Annotated in this window: 12 protein-coding genes; 5 read left to right on the top strand and 7 right to left on the bottom strand. The window is 70.1% G+C overall.

The window, feature by feature from the left end; genetic code table 11:
* Positions 1-65 precede the first annotated feature (65 nt).
* Entirely contained in the window at positions 66-1,211 is a 1,146-nt protein-coding gene (gene argE, locus BGO20_RS13435) for an acetylornithine deacetylase (protein WP_291664189.1), read from the top strand.
* A gap of 69 nt (positions 1,212-1,280) precedes the next feature.
* The gene (locus BGO20_RS13430; protein ID WP_291664117.1) at positions 1,281-2,867 is read left to right on the top strand and encodes an ABC transporter substrate-binding protein; all 1,587 of its coding nucleotides are present in this window, start codon (positions 1,281-1,283) and stop codon (positions 2,865-2,867) included.
* 37 nt (positions 2,868-2,904) lie between these two features.
* Here the strand turns inward: BGO20_RS13430 and BGO20_RS13425 are convergent, their stop codons facing one another.
* The gene (locus BGO20_RS13425; RefSeq protein WP_291664118.1) at positions 2,905-4,164 is read right to left on the bottom strand and encodes a peptide ABC transporter permease; all 1,260 of its coding nucleotides are present in this window, start codon (positions 4,162-4,164) and stop codon (positions 2,905-2,907) included.
* Between the two features lie 182 nt (positions 4,165-4,346).
* On the opposite strand from BGO20_RS13425, the gene BGO20_RS13420 reads away from it, so the two are divergent.
* Together BGO20_RS13420 and mobA are read left to right on the top strand one after the other, a co-directional pair.
* A complete protein-coding gene (locus BGO20_RS13420) occupies positions 4,347-4,862 on the top strand; it encodes a DUF2478 domain-containing protein (protein ID WP_291664119.1) in 516 nt (171 codons plus the stop codon).
* A gap of 31 nt (positions 4,863-4,893) precedes the next feature.
* A complete protein-coding gene (mobA, locus tag BGO20_RS13415) occupies positions 4,894-5,520 on the top strand; it encodes a molybdenum cofactor guanylyltransferase MobA (RefSeq protein ID WP_291664120.1) in 627 nt (208 codons plus the stop codon).
* Between the two features lie 99 nt (positions 5,521-5,619).
* On the opposite strand, the gene BGO20_RS13410 is transcribed toward mobA, so the two are convergent.
* The 3 genes from BGO20_RS13410 to BGO20_RS13400 form a co-directional block, all read right to left on the bottom strand.
* The gene (locus BGO20_RS13410; protein WP_291664121.1) at positions 5,620-6,030 is read right to left on the bottom strand and encodes an SRPBCC domain-containing protein; all 411 of its coding nucleotides are present in this window, start codon (positions 6,028-6,030) and stop codon (positions 5,620-5,622) included.
* Between the two features lie 85 nt (positions 6,031-6,115).
* Positions 6,116-7,234, bottom strand: a complete 1,119-nt coding sequence (locus BGO20_RS13405) for an Mrp/NBP35 family ATP-binding protein (RefSeq protein ID WP_291664122.1) — start codon at positions 7,232-7,234, stop codon at positions 6,116-6,118.
* 31 nt (positions 7,235-7,265) lie between these two features.
* On the bottom strand, positions 7,266-7,520 hold the full coding sequence (locus BGO20_RS13400) for a sulfurtransferase TusA family protein (RefSeq protein ID WP_362889889.1): 255 nt from the start codon (positions 7,518-7,520) through the stop codon (positions 7,266-7,268).
* A gap of 207 nt (positions 7,521-7,727) precedes the next feature.
* Between BGO20_RS13400 and BGO20_RS13395 the strand changes: the two genes are divergently transcribed.
* Positions 7,728-8,927, top strand: a complete 1,200-nt coding sequence (locus tag BGO20_RS13395) for a molybdopterin molybdotransferase MoeA (protein ID WP_465246036.1) — start codon at positions 7,728-7,730, stop codon at positions 8,925-8,927.
* A gap of 12 nt (positions 8,928-8,939) precedes the next feature.
* On the opposite strand, the gene BGO20_RS13390 is transcribed toward BGO20_RS13395, so the two are convergent.
* From BGO20_RS13390 to BGO20_RS13380, 3 genes are all read right to left on the bottom strand, one after another.
* Positions 8,940-9,722 (bottom strand): TIGR02186 family protein, encoded by a 783-nt coding sequence (locus BGO20_RS13390; RefSeq protein WP_291664124.1) that lies wholly within the window; start codon positions 9,720-9,722, stop codon positions 8,940-8,942.
* Positions 9,719-10,648 (bottom strand): sulfite exporter TauE/SafE family protein, encoded by a 930-nt coding sequence (locus BGO20_RS13385; protein ID WP_291664125.1) that lies wholly within the window; start codon positions 10,646-10,648, stop codon positions 9,719-9,721. Before BGO20_RS13385 ends, BGO20_RS13390 begins: the two co-directional genes overlap by 4 nt.
* Positions 10,649-10,821: 173 nt before the next feature.
* Positions 10,822-14,145 (bottom strand): SEL1-like repeat protein, encoded by a 3,324-nt coding sequence (locus tag BGO20_RS13380; protein ID WP_291664126.1) that lies wholly within the window; start codon positions 14,143-14,145, stop codon positions 10,822-10,824.
* Between the last annotated feature and the right edge of the window lie 243 nt (positions 14,146-14,388).

The following is a 14,388-nucleotide window of genomic DNA, read 5'->3' as shown; positions in this document are numbered from 1 at the left end:
GCACTGTGGACGGAACTGCCGCGAGGCCGGGCGCCGAGGCGTTCCGAGGGAGAAGAGCCGTGACGATGACGCCGAAAGAGATGCTGGCCAAGCTGGTTTCGTTCAATACGGAATCGCAACGCAGCAATCTCGAGCTGATCCATTTCTGCCGGGACCATCTCGCCTCCCTCGGCGTCGAAAGCCGGCTCGTCCCCAGCCCGGACGGCCAGAAGGCCAATCTGTTCGCGACGGTCGGTCCGCAGCGCGACGGCGGAATCGTCCTGTCCGGCCATACCGATGTCGTGCCCGTCGCCGGGCAGAACTGGACATCCGACCCCTGGACCCTGACCGAGAGGGACGGCCGGCTCTACGGGCGCGGTGCCTGCGACATGAAGGGCTTCGACGCGATCGCCCTTGCCCTGGTGCCCGAGATGCTGGCCGCGCCGCTGAAGCGGCCGATCCACCTCGCGCTGTCCTATGACGAGGAGGTCGGCTGCCGCGGCGCTCGCGTGCTGATCGCAGCGCTCCGGGACGAGGGGCTGAAGCCTTCGGCGGTGATCGTCGGCGAGCCCTCGATGATGAAGGTGGTGACCGGCCACAAGGGCGTCCTGCGCATGCGTACGACGGTGCGCGGCTACGCGGTGCATTCCAGCCGCGTCGATATCGGGGTCCCGGCTGTCATGATCGCGGGCGAGCTCGTCCACTGGCACACGGCGACGATGGCCGAGAACAAGGCGCGCGCTTCGGCCGACAACCTGTTCGAGCCGCCCTATTCGACGCTCCATGTCGGCGAGATCGAGGGCGGCTCTGCCGTCAATATCACGGCCGAACGCTGCAGCTTCGCTCACGAGGTGCGCGGCATTCCCGGTGAGCAGCTGGACGACTACCTCGCCCGCTACCGGGCCAGGGCCGCGGAGCTCGAGGCGGAGATGCAGGCGATCGCGCCCCAGAGCGGCATCACGATCGAGGTCACGTCCGAAACCGCCGCCATGGGGCCGGAAGCCGATGGGGCGGCCGAGGCGCTCTGCCGCCGGCTGACGGGAGATAATGGCCGGCACGTCGTGGCCTATGGTACGGAGGGGGGCTTGTTCCAGCAGGCCGGCTGGTCGACGGTGGTCTGCGGCCCGGGCGATATCGCCCAGGCGCATCAGCCGGACGAGTTCCTCGCCGTCGAGCAACTGGAGGCCGGCACGCGTTTTGTGCGCAGCCTGATCGCCGAGCTGTCGCGCTGAAGGCCGCGGGCGGCGGCGCGGGAGGGTCGTCGCCCGGTTACCTGGACTGCGAGGGGGGAGGACAAAGGAATGCCGCGCAGGCTGGCAGCCCTGCTGCTTGGATTGCTGCTGGTGCTCTTGCCGGCTGCGGCGGAGGCGTTTGTCTGGGCGCGCTCCAGCGACGCTTTGACGCTCGACCCGCATGTCGCCAACGAGGGGCCGACGGTCGCCCTTCTCCAGAACATCTACGAGGCACTGACCGAGCGCGACCGGGCGGGGCGGCTGCAGCCGCTGCTCGCCGTCTCCTGGCGGATGCTGCTCGAAGACCCGGCCGTCTGGGAATTCAAGCTGCGCGACGACGTCTTCTTCCAGGATGGCAGCCGGTTCTCGGCCGACGATGTCGTCTTTTCCTATCGTCGCGCGATGGCGCCGAACTCCGGCTTCCGCGACTATCTCGCCTCGGTCGTCTCGATCGAGAAGCTTGACGACCTCACGATCCGCATCAGGACGCGGGGCCCGAGCCCGGGGTTCATCGATAACACCCAGGCCATCGCCATCATGAGCAAGGCCTGGGCCGAGCGGAACGGAGCGGTGCTCATCCCCGGCGATGCGGCCTCCGAGGCCAATTTTGCCCATGAGCACGCGAACGGCACCGGGCCCTTCGCGCTGGTTTCGCGCCAGCCGCAGGTCATGACCGAGCTCAGGCGCAACGAAAACTACTGGAACCGGCGGCACGTCGCCCTCGGCATCGGGACCTTGATCTACCGGCCGATTCCGCAGCCCGGCGCCCGTGTCGCCGCGTTGCTCTCCGGTGCGATCGACTTCCTCCAGGATGTGCCGATCCAGGATCTGCCGCGCCTGCGTGCCCAGCCCGGTCTGACCGTGACGTCGGGTGTCGAGAACCGGACGATCTTTCTGGGCTTCGACATAGGCTCGTCTGCGCCGCGGGGCACGCGGGCCGGCGGGCGCAACCCCTTTGCCGATCTCCGCGTGCGGCGTGCCATGAACATCGCCATCGACCGCGACCATCTGCAGCGCGTCGTCATGCGCGGGGAGGCCCTGCCGAGCGGCATCATCATCCCGCCTTTCGTCAACGGCTGGAGCCGCGAGCTCGATACGCCGCCGCCCTTCGCGCCGGGGCAGGCGAGGCAGTTGCTCGCCGAGGCCGGTTATCCGCAGGGCTTTTCGACGACGCTCTACTGCCCGAATGACCGGTACGTCTATGGCGAGGAGACCTGTCGCGCGCTGGTCTCGATGTTCGGGCGGATCGGAATCCGCGTCACCCTCGTGTCCCAGTCCCAGGCGGCGCAGTCGAAGGCGCTCGCGCAGACGCCTGGCCCCGATCTCTTCCTCGCGGGCTGGGGCGCTCCGACCTATGACAGCGAGCATGTGTTCTCGTCGCTCTATCACAGTCGTGACGGGCGGCGTGGCGCCTATAACGCGACGGGCTACGCCGATCCCCGCACCGACGCCCTGATCGGCGAAATCTCCAGCGAGATCGATCATGGCCGGCGCGACGCCCTGATCGCCAGGCTCTGGCAGAAGCTGCGCGGCGAGCAGATCTATCTGCCGCTGTATCACCAGATGCTCAGCTACGCGATGAAGGACGCCTACGACATCCCCGTCGACGTCTCCAACATGCCGAAATTCAAGCTCGTCGCAGCGCCGGCGCGCTAGGTCCTCGTTTATCGCATCCGACAGGAGGCGCGACGATCTAGGAAGCGGCCGGCGGGCCGCCCGCCTTGGGGCGCGTATGGTTTGCCGCCCGCATCGGCAGGGGCACGGCCGGGCGGTCGGTCCGGTATTGCCCGCGCGCGATCGCGCCGAACATCAGCACCACGGCCGTCAGCGTCATCAGCCACCACGGCAGGAGGGGCGCGAAGCCGAACGTGCCGAGCGCGAAGGCGGTGGTGAAGGCGGCCACGCCGCCGGCCGAGAGGGCGCCGGGCATCCGTCCGGCGGCACGGATGGCGAAATACAGGCAGGTCGCGGCCGTCGCGGCGCCGACCAGGCCTAGCTCGTACCAGGTCTCGAACAGCAGCGTGGCCGGCGCGGGCTGCGGCAGCACCCCGGTCATCTGGCCGCGCAGCACGGTGTCCAGGCCATGGCCGGTGATGAGCTCGACCGGCGATTGCCGGATGACGTCCGCCCAGATCGACAGCATCTGCGCGAAATCGCCGCTGTTGTCGGGCAGCAGCGCGACGAGCGGCGCCAGCAGGAAGGGCAGAACCGGCGCGAACAGCATCAGCCCGGCGACGATCGTCGCGACCGCCTTGGTCGCCGCGTCCCGCCCGGCGGTGACGGCACCGAACGCAACGGCACCGAAGATCATCGCCACGGTCTCCCCGTCCTCGAAACGGGTCAGCGCGAGCAGCCCCACGATCAGGGCGAGGCCGAGCGCGGTCATTCCCCGCTCTCGCGACAGAAGCCAGGCCAGTGCCGGCCAGGCCATGATCAGGATGATCGAGACGCCGCGTTCGACGGCTCCCTGCGGCGCCTCGGCATGACGCAGCGCCGCCACGATGATGAGGCCGAGCGCGAAGATCCCGGCAATGCCGGTGCCGAGCGCAGCAAGATTGAGATTCGAGGCGCGCATCCGCTCCGGCAGCGCCGAGAGCCCGACGAAGCCGAGGGTCACGGCGAGGGCGAGATTGCCGGCCTTCTCCGCGGCAGCGCCGGGATAGGGACTCCAGACCAGCGACAGCACGGACCAGGCGATCAACGCGATCAGGATCAGCCCGGGCCGGCTGAGCAGGGCCGCCTTGAGGCCGGCAAGGAACTGACCGGGGTCTTCCACCAGCGCCGCGATGATCAGCAGCGCGATGCCGATCGGCACCAGCACCACGGCAGCGCGGCGCGAGACCAGCGCGGCCAGCGGCAGGACGAGAGCGAGCGTCGCAAAGCCGATGCGGCGCAGCAGCCGCGCGGCATCGGCCGCTGGGTCGAGCTGGGTCTGGGAAGAGGGTCGGTTCATGCGTTCCGGTCGGGTCACAGGCCTTCGGCCAGCCCGGCCGCCCGGATTGAGCCGTCACCACCCTAGCGAGAGACGCTCGGCCCGGCTGTAGGTGCGGCGCAACACTTCTCCGGCTTCTCGCCCAGACCGCATCGCCACCGGGATCTCTGGCGCGGGCGGCAACTTCGTGAGATGAAACGGCCATGACCCGTCTGGCCGCCATCCCCTACGAGAGCGACTTCGGGATCGACGCCTTCATGCAGGCCGTCGTCGCCCGGTTGCGCCGTGGTGGCCTGAGGCTCGGCGGCGTCATCCAGCACAATGACGCGGCGTGCGCCGATCGCTGCATGGCGATGTCGCTGGAGGACCTCGCCGACGGCAGGCGCTTCCCGATCAGCCAGGATCTCGGTGCCTTGGCCCAGGGCTGCCGGCTCGATCCGGCCGGGTTGGCTGCCGCAGCCGTTGCCTTCTCCGGCGCCTTGGCGGAGCGGGTCGACCTCGTCATCGTCAACAAGTTCGGCAAGCAGGAGGCCCTCGGCGAAGGGCTGCGCGACGAGATCGCGCGGGCGGTGATGGCGGGGCTGCCGGTGCTGCTCGCCGTCCGCCGCGATGTCCTGCCCGCCTGGCGTGCCTTCGCCGGCGAGGATTGGGTTGCATTGTCTGCCGATCTGCCGGCTGTCGAGCGCTGGGCCACCGATGTGGTTCGGCTCGCGGCCTGAGCCGGGCGATGATGCCGCCCCTGGCACCTGCATGAGCGGCTCTCCGTCTCGCCCGGTGACGGGGCTGATCCTCGCCGGCGGCCTTGCCCGCCGCATGGGCGGCGGCGACAAGCCCCTGCACATGCTCGCCGGCAGGCCGATCCTTGCGCATGTGGTCGAGCGGCTGCGGGGGCAGTGCGGCCGGCTTCTGCTCAATGCCAATGGCGATCCGGCCCGCTTCGCCGCGTACCGGCTGCCCGTGGTGGCGGACACCCTGGCGGGCTTCGCCGGCCCGCTTGCCGGCATTCTCGCGGGGCTGGACTGGCTTGCCGCCGAACGGCCCGGCGAGGACAGCCTCGTCAGCGTGGCCGCCGATACGCCCTTCGTTCCAGATGATCTCGTCGAGCGCCTGCATGCGGCCCGCGCTGCCGCCGGCACGCCGATCGCCTGCGCCACCTCGGGCGGACGGCGACATCACGCCATCGGCCTATGGCCGGTTGCCTTGCGGGAGGATCTGCGCGCCGCCCTGTCGGCCGGGGAACGGCGGCTCGGCCAATGGGCCGGGCGGCATGGCGTCGCCGTCGCCGAATGGCCGACGGAGCCTCTCGACCCCTTCTTCAACATCAATACCCCCGCCGATCTGGCCGAAGCCGAGCGGCTGATCCGGAGCCCGCGCTAGAGCGTCGCGCGTCTGATCGGACGCCATAACGATGATCCAGTTCAGGGCTCGAGCAGCGCTTTCTTCCGAAAGGCGGATTCGACTTTTCGGTCCGATGCTCTACGCGCGTCCGCCCTCCAGCAGGATCTTCAATGCTGCGAGGTCGCGCGCGACCATCCCCGCATCCGCCGCCATCTCGTCGCCGGACATGCCCGGCCGCTGGAACAGGGTGAAGATGACCTCGGCTCCATCGCCATTGGCGACGACACGCATCGGGTTGTGCATCGCCGGCCCGTCCTCGGGGATGACGGCATGGTCGAGCACGCCGTGACGGTTCGGCTCGCTGAACAGCACCCGCATCCGCCCCATCGGCGTCTCCGCCCGCCATGTCATGCCCTCGACATGCTCGAAGCTGTGGCCGAGCCCTGCTGCCCATTGCGGGAAATGAGCGGGGTCGGAGAGGAAGTCGTAGACCTCCTGCGCCGGGCGGGCGATGCCGACGCTGATGTGCCGGGCGGGAAACACGGCCATCGCTTGCCCTCCATCCTGAATTGATGGGAACATATAGAGAACAATACCGCGATGGCGTCAAGCCGTCGCGATAGTGTGCGGCAGGCTATTCGATGACGATGCGCGGTGCCGCCCTCACGGCGCCGCCGAGCGCCGCCTGAACCTGCCGCGCCAGGGCGACGTAGGCTTTGGCATGGGCACTTTGCGGATCGCTGGCGACGATCGGGCGCCCGCCGTCGGAGGTTTCCCGGATCGGCATGGCGAGCGGAATCTCGCCGAGGAAGGGGACGCCGAGCCGCTCCGCCTCGTGCCGAGCGCCGCCATGGGCGAAGATGTCGGAACGGTGCCCGCATTCCGGGCAGACGAAATAGCTCATGTTCTCGACCAGGCCGAGGATCGGCACCGCGACCTTCCTGAACATCGCTACGCCCCGGCGCGCGTCGAGCAGGGCGAGATCCTGTGGCGTCGAGACGATCACGGCGCCGGCGAGCGGCACCTGCTGGGCCATGGTGAGCTGCGCGTCGCCGGTCCCTGGCGGCATGTCGACGACGAGCACGTCGAGCTCACCCCAGGCGACTTCGCGCAGCATCTGGGTGATCGCCGAGATCACCATCGGCCCCCGCCAGATCATCGGCGTCTCCTCGTCGACGAGGAAGCCGATCGACATCACCTTCAGCCCATAGGCCTCCAGCGGCGCGAGCGTGCGGCCGGAAACGATCTGCGGCTTGCCGGTGATGCCGAAGATCTTGGGCATCGAGGGACCGTAGATGTCGGAATCGAGCACGCCCACCCTGAGGCCGAGCGTCGACAGGGCGACGGCGAGGTTGGCGGCGGTGGTCGACTTGCCGACGCCGCCCTTGCCGCTCGCGACCGCGATGATCTGCTTCACGCCCGGCACGCCGGCGGGCTTCGGTGGTGCGCCGCCGGGGCCGGGGCGATGCGCCTGCTGGCGGGCCTGCATCCCGGCCGAAGGCGGTGCCTTGTCGGCGGTGAGGCCCACCAGCACCTGGGTCACTCCGGGAAGACCGCCGACCGCGCTTTCCGCCGCCTTGCGCACCGGCTCCATCGCATTCGCCTCCGTCGCGTCGATGCCGATCGCGAAAATCACCTTGCCGCCGTCGATCAGGATGTCGGCGACCCGGCCCGATGCGGCGAGAGACTGCCCGCTCGCCGGCAGCTTCACCAGTTCAAGCGCCCGCAGGATGTCGGCTTGGGAAAGGCTCACCTCGATAGACTCCGTTGCTTGCGCGGCAGCCTCAGGCCGCCTTGCGGATATGGAAGACCAGCGTGCGCCCTTCGCCGGGTTGCCGCTCGATCAGGTCTCCCGTCTCGCGCACCAGGTTCGGCAGGTCGATCGCCGCCATCGGGTCGGTGCATTGCACGACGAGAACGCTGCCGGCGGTCGCCGCGCCGAGCGCCTTGCGGACGCGCAACACGGGCAGGGGGCATTTGAGGCCGCGCAGATCGAGCGCAATCGTGTCCATGGTCGCGCCCGCCGGGGTGGTTCGCATCGCCATGCTTCATATGATGGCATTTCCCGCCGGGGCAACCGGCGCGTTGCCGCGGCTTGACCATGCATCTCCGGCGGGGAACAAACGGGAGCGCCGCGGCAGCCGCCGCCAGCCCTGGGAGAGACGGTTTCCGATGACGATGGGTGGCGTAACGCAGCAGGATTCGCCGTGGTGCGCCTGAGCGGCACGGAACCCGCCGATGCCCTGATGCCGGTCGAGGAAGCCGGCGCGCGGGCGGCTGCCCTGGTCGCTCCGGTCGCCGGCACCCGCAGCTTGCCCTTGTCGCAGGCCGATGGCCGTGTCCTCGCCGAGGAGATCCGGGCGGGTCTGCCGCTGCCGCCCTTCGCCAATTCGGCGGTCGACGGCTACGCACTGCGGTTCGACGATCTCGCCACGGGAGCCGCAACCCGCCTGCCGGTTCTAGGCCGGACGGCGGCGGGCGAGGCGCCGGGAACCCTGGCCGCGCCCGGCGTCTTGCGCATCTTCACCGGTGCCGCGATGCCGCTTGGCGCCGACACGGTGGTCATGCAGGAGGATGTCGGCGACGACGGCGACGCCGTCGTGCTGCCGCCGGGCTTGCGACGGGGCGACAATCTGCGGCCGGCTGGCGAGGATGTCGCGCCGGGGGACAGCCTGTTCGCGCCCGGTCATCGTCTGCGGCCGCAGGATCTCGGCCTGCTGGCAGCGCTCGGGCGCGATCACGTGGTGGTGCGCCGGCGCCCGCGCGTGGCGCTGTTCTCGACCGGCGATGAACTGACCGAGCCGGGCGCCCCCCTGCCGCCGGCCGGGATCTACGACGCGAACAGGGCGATGCTGCGGGCGCTGCTCGCACGCTCCGGCGCCGAAACCGTCGATCTCGGTATCCTGCGGGACGACCGCGACCGCGTTGCCGCGCAGCTCGCCGAAGCGGCCGCCGACTGCGACCTGGTCATCACCTCGGGCGGGGTCTCGGTCGGCGAGGAAGATCACGTCAGGTCGGCGCTCGCCTCGCTCGATTTCTGGCGCGTGGCGATCAAGCCGGGCAAGCCGGTCGCGGTCGGCCGGGTCGGCGGCACGCCCTTCCTCGGATTGCCCGGAAATCCGGTCGCTGTCTTCGTAACCTTTGCCTTCGTGGCGCGCCCGATGCTTGCGCGGCTGGCGGGGACCGGTTGCCCGCCGCTGACGCGGCAACAGGTCCGGCTCGGCTTCGCGCATCGCGGCAGGGCCGGGCGGCGCGAGTTCCTGCGCGCTTCGCTGGAACCCGCCTCCGACGGGCTGCCTGTGGCGCGGAAGCATCCGGGCGAAGGCGCGGGCTCCCTGGTCTCGCTGGTGCAATCCGACGGGCTGGTCGAGCTGGCGCCGGACCGGGCCGGGGCCGAGCAGGGCAGCATCCAGCCGTTCCTGCCCTATGCGGCGCTCCTTGGCTGAGTGTCCGTTCCGTCAGTCGCGCCGGAAGACGACGCTGGCGCCCCAGCCGAAGACCAGCGCCAGCACGACGGTGACCAGACCGTAGAGCCAGGGCCATTCGTAGGCGCCGGAAGCCAGGCGCTGCTCGGTACCGGTCTTGATCACCTCGAAATTGGTCTGCTGGCGCGCCAGCGGCACGCCGCCGGCATAGAGCACGACATCGACGGTGTAGGAGCCCGTCGGGGCCGTGGCCGGCACGTCGATCGGCGCGCTGAACAGGGCGCTGGAGAGGAAGGTCACGCCTCGTTCCTCATAGGCGTAGAGCCCCTTGTTCTGCATGATCCTGACGAGGCTTTCCCGGAACAGGGCCGTGGTGCTGTCGTCGAACCAGGCTTGCGCGCCACGTTCGGCATTGACCAGGCCGATGCGGTCGCGCCGGGCGGTGTCTTCGCCCATCATCTCGCTGATCGGCCTGTTCGTCGCGACGAACAGGAACACCGGGTTGTCGGGGAAGCGCCGCTGCGTGCTGTTGATCCAGATCGGCCCCAGGCGCTCCTTCTGGCGCACGAGCAGCATGCGGCGCGGCCCGCGCACCGTGACGACGAGGTCGTAGGGGTCGCCGCGCGAGACGCTGCGCCCGTCGCGCTCGACGAGACCGAAGACGGTGAGCTGGCTGCCGGTGTAGTTCGAGGTGATCTGGATCTGATGGCTGGACATCGCCGCGATCAGCCCCTCGGCACGGCCGGCCGTGGCCGCAGGCAGAAGTGCGGGCAGCAGGGAAACCAGAATGGCCGCGCTGCGCAGGATCCGTTTCATCGCGCGCTCTCCGGAACGACGACCGAGAAAGGTTCGCTCGGCGCGAGAAAGAGTTCGATCGCGAAGCGCAACCCCACCGACAGGATCAGCAGGGCGAGCAGCAGCCGGAAGGATTCGACGTTGAGATTGCGGGAGGCACGGCCGCCGAATTGCGCGCCGATCACCCCGCCCAGCAGCAGCAGGATGGCGAGGATGATGTCGACGGACTGGTTGGTGACGGCGTGCAGCAGCGTGGCGCCTGTCATCGTCACCAGGATCTGGAAAAGTGAGGTGCCGACGACGACGGCTGGCGGAATGCGGAAGAAGTAGATCAGTGCCGGCACCAGGATGAAGCCGCCGCCGACGCCGAGCACCGCGCCGATGAAGCCGATGACGACGGCGAGCAGCGCGATCGGCAGGACGCTGCAATACAGGCCGGAGCGTGGAAAGCGCTGGCGGAAGGGCAGGCCCATCCACCAGGGATGCGTGCCGCCTCGCCGCTTCAGCCGGGCCGGCTTGCCGGCCCTGACCCGCAGCATCGCCCGCAACGCGTCGTAGAGCATCAGCCCGCCGATGATCGAGAACAGCGTGACATAGGAGAGGGTGATGACGAGCTCGAGCTGGCCGAGCCGGCGCATCGTGTTGAAGAACAGCACGCCCAGCACGGTGCCGATGATGCCGCCCGAGACCAGGACGCTGCCCAGCTTGAGATCGAGCGCCCTGCGCCGGAGATAGGTGAGCACGCCCGTGGTGGAGGAGCCTGCGACCTGCGCGGCGACGGTTGCGACCGCGACCGCCGGCGGAATGTCGAGGAAGATCAGGAGCGGGGTGAGCAGGAAGCCGCCTCCCACGCCGAACAGCCCTGAGATGAACCCGACGGCGCCGCTCAGCCCGAGCACCATCAGCACGCTGATCGGGAGCTCGGCGATCGGCAGGTAAATCTGCACTTCTACCCCTCATCGACGGCGTTCGAGCGAGCGCTCTCGCCGAGGTTCCCAGGCTACCCGGGTTGAAACGAACTGTCGAAAACGCAAGACGGGCCGCTTCCGGCCCGCCTCGAGAAACGATTTTTCCTCCTGCCGCGCCAACACGTCGGAAGCATGACGGTTCGGCAGGATGATCAGCTTCGCGCCGGTTTTCCGGGCTTGGCGGTCGTCGCCGTCGGACTCGCATCCCAGCCCTTGGCGGGTGGCGTCACCTCGTTGGCGGCACCGTCGAGCACCTTCGGCTTCCACCCGGCAGCACGCGCCTTGGCCGTGGCGAGCTCGTCGGGCTTCAGGCGCTGGGCGACCTCGTCGCGCTTGCGGGCGGCGTCTTCGTCGCCCTGGGCGGCTGCCACGGCGAACCAGACATAGGATTGCGCCAGGTCGGTCGGGGCGCCGAGGCCGCGGCCGAGCAGAACGGCGAGGTTGTACTGGCTGTCGCGAACGCCGAGCTCGGCCGCCTTCGCGAACCAGGTCGCCGCGGTCGCGTAGTCGGGCTTGCCGGCGGCGCCTTCGGCCGAGAGCACGGCGAGGTTATGCATCGCCTTGGCGTTGCCGCGCTCGGCGGCGCGCTGATACCAGATCCGCGCCAGCGAGAGATCCCGCGGTGCCCCGACACCCTTCTCGAACATGTTGCCGAGCCGGAACTGGGCCGGTGCGAGCCCGGCGACAGCGGCACGCTCGAACAGGCGCAGCGCAAGCTTGGCGTCGCGCGAGCCGGTGGGGCCGTCCGCGGCACGGCTGGCGAGCTCGTAGACGGCGCGTGCGTCGCCATCGAGCGCCGCCTTGCGCAGCCCGGCGCTGCCCAGGCCGGTCGGCAGGTCGCCGAGGCCGGTCACGGCCTGGATCTGTTCGCCGGCGGGCCGGGAGGCGGCCGCGTCGGGCGTCGCTTCGGGCGCCGATGCCTGGGTCCGCGCAGCTGCCGATTCGGGCGCGGCAGGGACCTCGGCCTCCTGGGCCGCGGTCGCGTTCGATGCGGGAGCCGCCGAGGACTGGTCCTTGGCCGGCGCCTTCTCGGGCGCGGCGTCAGGCTTGGCAGGCTGAGATTCCGGCGGGGCGACCGGGGGAGCGACCAGGCTCGGGCTTTCGTTGCTGACGGTCTTCGTGCCCTTGCGCAGCGTGCTGGTGACGACCTGCGCGGTTCCGAGCGCCAGGATCAGCGCGGCCAGCCCGAGAAGCAGCGGGCGCTTGCGCTTGTCCATCATCTCGCGCAGCCGGCCGGGGCCCTTCGCCGACGGTTCCGCGGCCGGGGTGGGCGCGGCGGCCGCCTCGCTTGCGGCCTTCGCCGAACGGCGTGCGGCGGCGATCAGGCTCTGGCGGACCGACTGCGCATCCTGGCCGGTCCCGGCGGAGGCATCCGGACGAGGGCGGCCCGAGCCAGGCTCGAGCGGCAAGTCGAAAGCCGAGTTCGGCATGCCGAGCGTCGGCTCGGTCCGGGCTGGCATGTCGCTTCCGGAAGTGCTCCGGTCCCGCTGCATGGCCGCTGCGCCGGCCAGCGGCTCGCGCGGCTGCGGCGGGGCGGCGCGCATCACAGGGTCCGGAGCGCGGGCGGCCGCGGCGCGTCCGGCGGGCGCCTTGCGGTCGGCCAGCAGCTCGCCCTCGAGGTTCGACAGGCGGCCCATGATCGCTTCGAGCGTCTGGTTCAGGGCGCCGAGCGCGTCCTGGGTCTGGCGTTCCGAGGACACCTGCGTGTCCCTCAGGCCCGTGACGAGGCTCGACAGCTCGGTGATGCCCTTTCCGGGCGCGGCCGAACTGGTCGCCTGTGCCAGCGCGGCCCGCTCGGCCGCGGTCTCGTCGCGCATGGAACGCAGGTGCACCACGAGGTCCTGCAGCGTCCGCTCGATGCCGCTCTCGGCGGTGCGCGTCGCCGCGGCCTCGTCGAGCCGCGCGGCGATGCCCGAGATCTGCTGCTCGAGCGCCTCGAAGGAATCCGCCTTCGCACCGGGCGTGCCGGCTTCGTCGATCTTCTCGGCGAGATGGCGCAGCATGTCCTCGATCGGGCTCAGATCGGTCTGAGCCTGACGGCTCTCGGCCATGCGGGCGAACTCGCTCGAGGCCGCGATGCTCTCGATCCGTTCCGCCAGCGCTTCGATCTGGCGCGTGACGGCGGCCGGGCTATGCTCGGCGAGCCGTTCGATATGCTGCTGGAGGGCGTCGATGCGGTGGTCGAGCTGATCGGCGGGCCGCTGCGTCGCGGCCTCGTCGACCTTCTGCGACAGCCTGTCGATCTGGCCTGCGAGCGCCGCGAGCGGCGCCGGGTCGAAGCCGCGTCCATGATCGGAGAGGACGGCGCCGCGAACATCCTCGATGGCGGCGGAGAGGTTGCGCATCTCGCGCAGGTCCGGCTGGGTCTCGCGCAGGCGCCCCAGCTCGAAGCCGAGCATGGCGATCTGCTGCGAGAGCTCCTCCAGGCGCTGATCGTTGCCGCTCTGCAGGACGAGGCCGCGCAGCTCGGCCATGTCCCGCGCGAGCGGCGCCAGATCGGCGCCGTTGCCGCCGGCGGCGAGGGCGTCGATCTTGCCCGCCAGATGCGCGATCTCGTGCTGGATGTGATGGTAGTCGTCGCCCGCACGGTCGCGCGACAGCCGCGAGACCTCCGCCTCCAGCCGGGCCAGCGGCTTCAGGACCGGTTCGAAATGGTCGCTGCCGGCGAGCTTGTCGAGGCGCTCGCCCAGTGCCGCGATCTTGCTCTCGATGGCATGGGCGAAGTCGCTGGCGAAGGGCGCGGCCGGACGCTGCTGGCCGCCCGGGCGGCGTGTGTCCGGCGACAGCCTCGCGCCGAGGCCGCGCAGATCTTCGCGCAGCGCCGAGATGCGCTCCTGCATCGGCTGCGCTGGAGCTTCCTCCTCGCGGTCGAGCAGGCGCTGGCGCGTGCGGATGTCGGTGACGGCGGCGGCGAGGCCGTCGCGGCTGAAGGCCAGCCGCGGCGCGCGCTCGCTGGCCTGCGGGCGGGCCTCGCCGGCACGGCGCTCGATCTCGACGATCCGGTCGCCCATCGTCTTGATGGCCTCGGCGATGACGTTGGTCGCCCGCTCCTGCCGCTCGGCGGCAGCGCGTTCGCCGGACGCCATCCGGTCCTCGGCCTGCTCGATCCAGCGCGCGATGGAATCGAGGGCTCCGGCCGTGCGGGTGCTCGTCTCGCGCGTAAGCTTCTCGGCCGTCGCGGCCTGGCGGATGAGCGAGTCGATCTCGGAGCGTGACGGGGCGCGGGGCTCGGCGCGGGGCGCGGTGTCGGTCTTGCCCTGCGACAGCTGCGCGAGGCGCTCCGAAAGCGCCGCGATGTCGAGCTGCTCGGGCACCGCTGCCGAAGCTCCCGCCGGCTGCTGCTCTGCACTCTCGACGCGGATCTTGTGGTCGAGCCATTCGCCCAGCGTCATGCCCGCCCTCCGCGCCGCCGCCTTCGCCGCGTCGCGCGTTCTCGGATCGACGCCCTTCACGCTCCAGGGCAAGCTGTTCGCCATGATTGTGCTCGCCTCCAGGGTCTTGCTCCTGCGTGCCGGCGCGGCTCCCTGAACACCGCTGCCTCCGCGCGATCCGGCGATCCATGAAAGGAACGTTGACGACGTCGAGAAGCCGGTCCGCGCATCCGAGATTTCGCCGACATGGTAAACAGCGGGTTAAGAATTCGGCCTCACCCGTTAATTTTTTCCAAAAGCGCCATTCCAAAAGCAGGGTTTCGTTTACATGTAACCGTAACTTACCCC

Source organism: Allobosea sp. 67-29 (assembly GCF_001898115.1).
In the GTDB taxonomy this organism is placed as follows: domain Bacteria; phylum Pseudomonadota; class Alphaproteobacteria; order Rhizobiales; family Beijerinckiaceae; genus Allobosea.
The sequence above is the reverse complement of the archived record's forward strand: the minus strand, read 5'-3'. Positions and strand labels throughout refer to the sequence as shown.

Coding starts and splice junctions, on each gene's coding strand:
- argE (WP_291664189.1), top strand. CDS start 66: ATGACGCCGAAAGAGATGCTGGCCAAGCTGGTTTCGTTCAATACGGAA.
- BGO20_RS13430 (WP_291664117.1), top strand. CDS start 1,281: ATGCCGCGCAGGCTGGCAGCCCTGCTGCTTGGATTGCTGCTGGTGCTC.
- BGO20_RS13425 (WP_291664118.1), bottom strand. CDS start 4,164: ATGAACCGACCCTCTTCCCAGACCCAGCTCGACCCAGCGGCCGATGCC.
- BGO20_RS13420 (WP_291664119.1), top strand. CDS start 4,347: ATGACCCGTCTGGCCGCCATCCCCTACGAGAGCGACTTCGGGATCGAC.
- mobA (WP_291664120.1), top strand. CDS start 4,894: ATGAGCGGCTCTCCGTCTCGCCCGGTGACGGGGCTGATCCTCGCCGGC.
- BGO20_RS13410 (WP_291664121.1), bottom strand. CDS start 6,030: ATGGCCGTGTTTCCCGCCCGGCACATCAGCGTCGGCATCGCCCGCCCG.
- BGO20_RS13400 (WP_362889889.1), bottom strand. CDS start 7,520: ATGCGAACCACCCCGGCGGGCGCGACCATGGACACGATTGCGCTCGAT.
- BGO20_RS13395 (WP_465246036.1), top strand. CDS start 7,728: ATGCCGGTCGAGGAAGCCGGCGCGCGGGCGGCTGCCCTGGTCGCTCCG.
- BGO20_RS13390 (WP_291664124.1), bottom strand. CDS start 9,722: ATGAAACGGATCCTGCGCAGCGCGGCCATTCTGGTTTCCCTGCTGCCC.
- BGO20_RS13380 (WP_291664126.1), bottom strand. CDS start 14,145: ATGGCGAACAGCTTGCCCTGGAGCGTGAAGGGCGTCGATCCGAGAACG.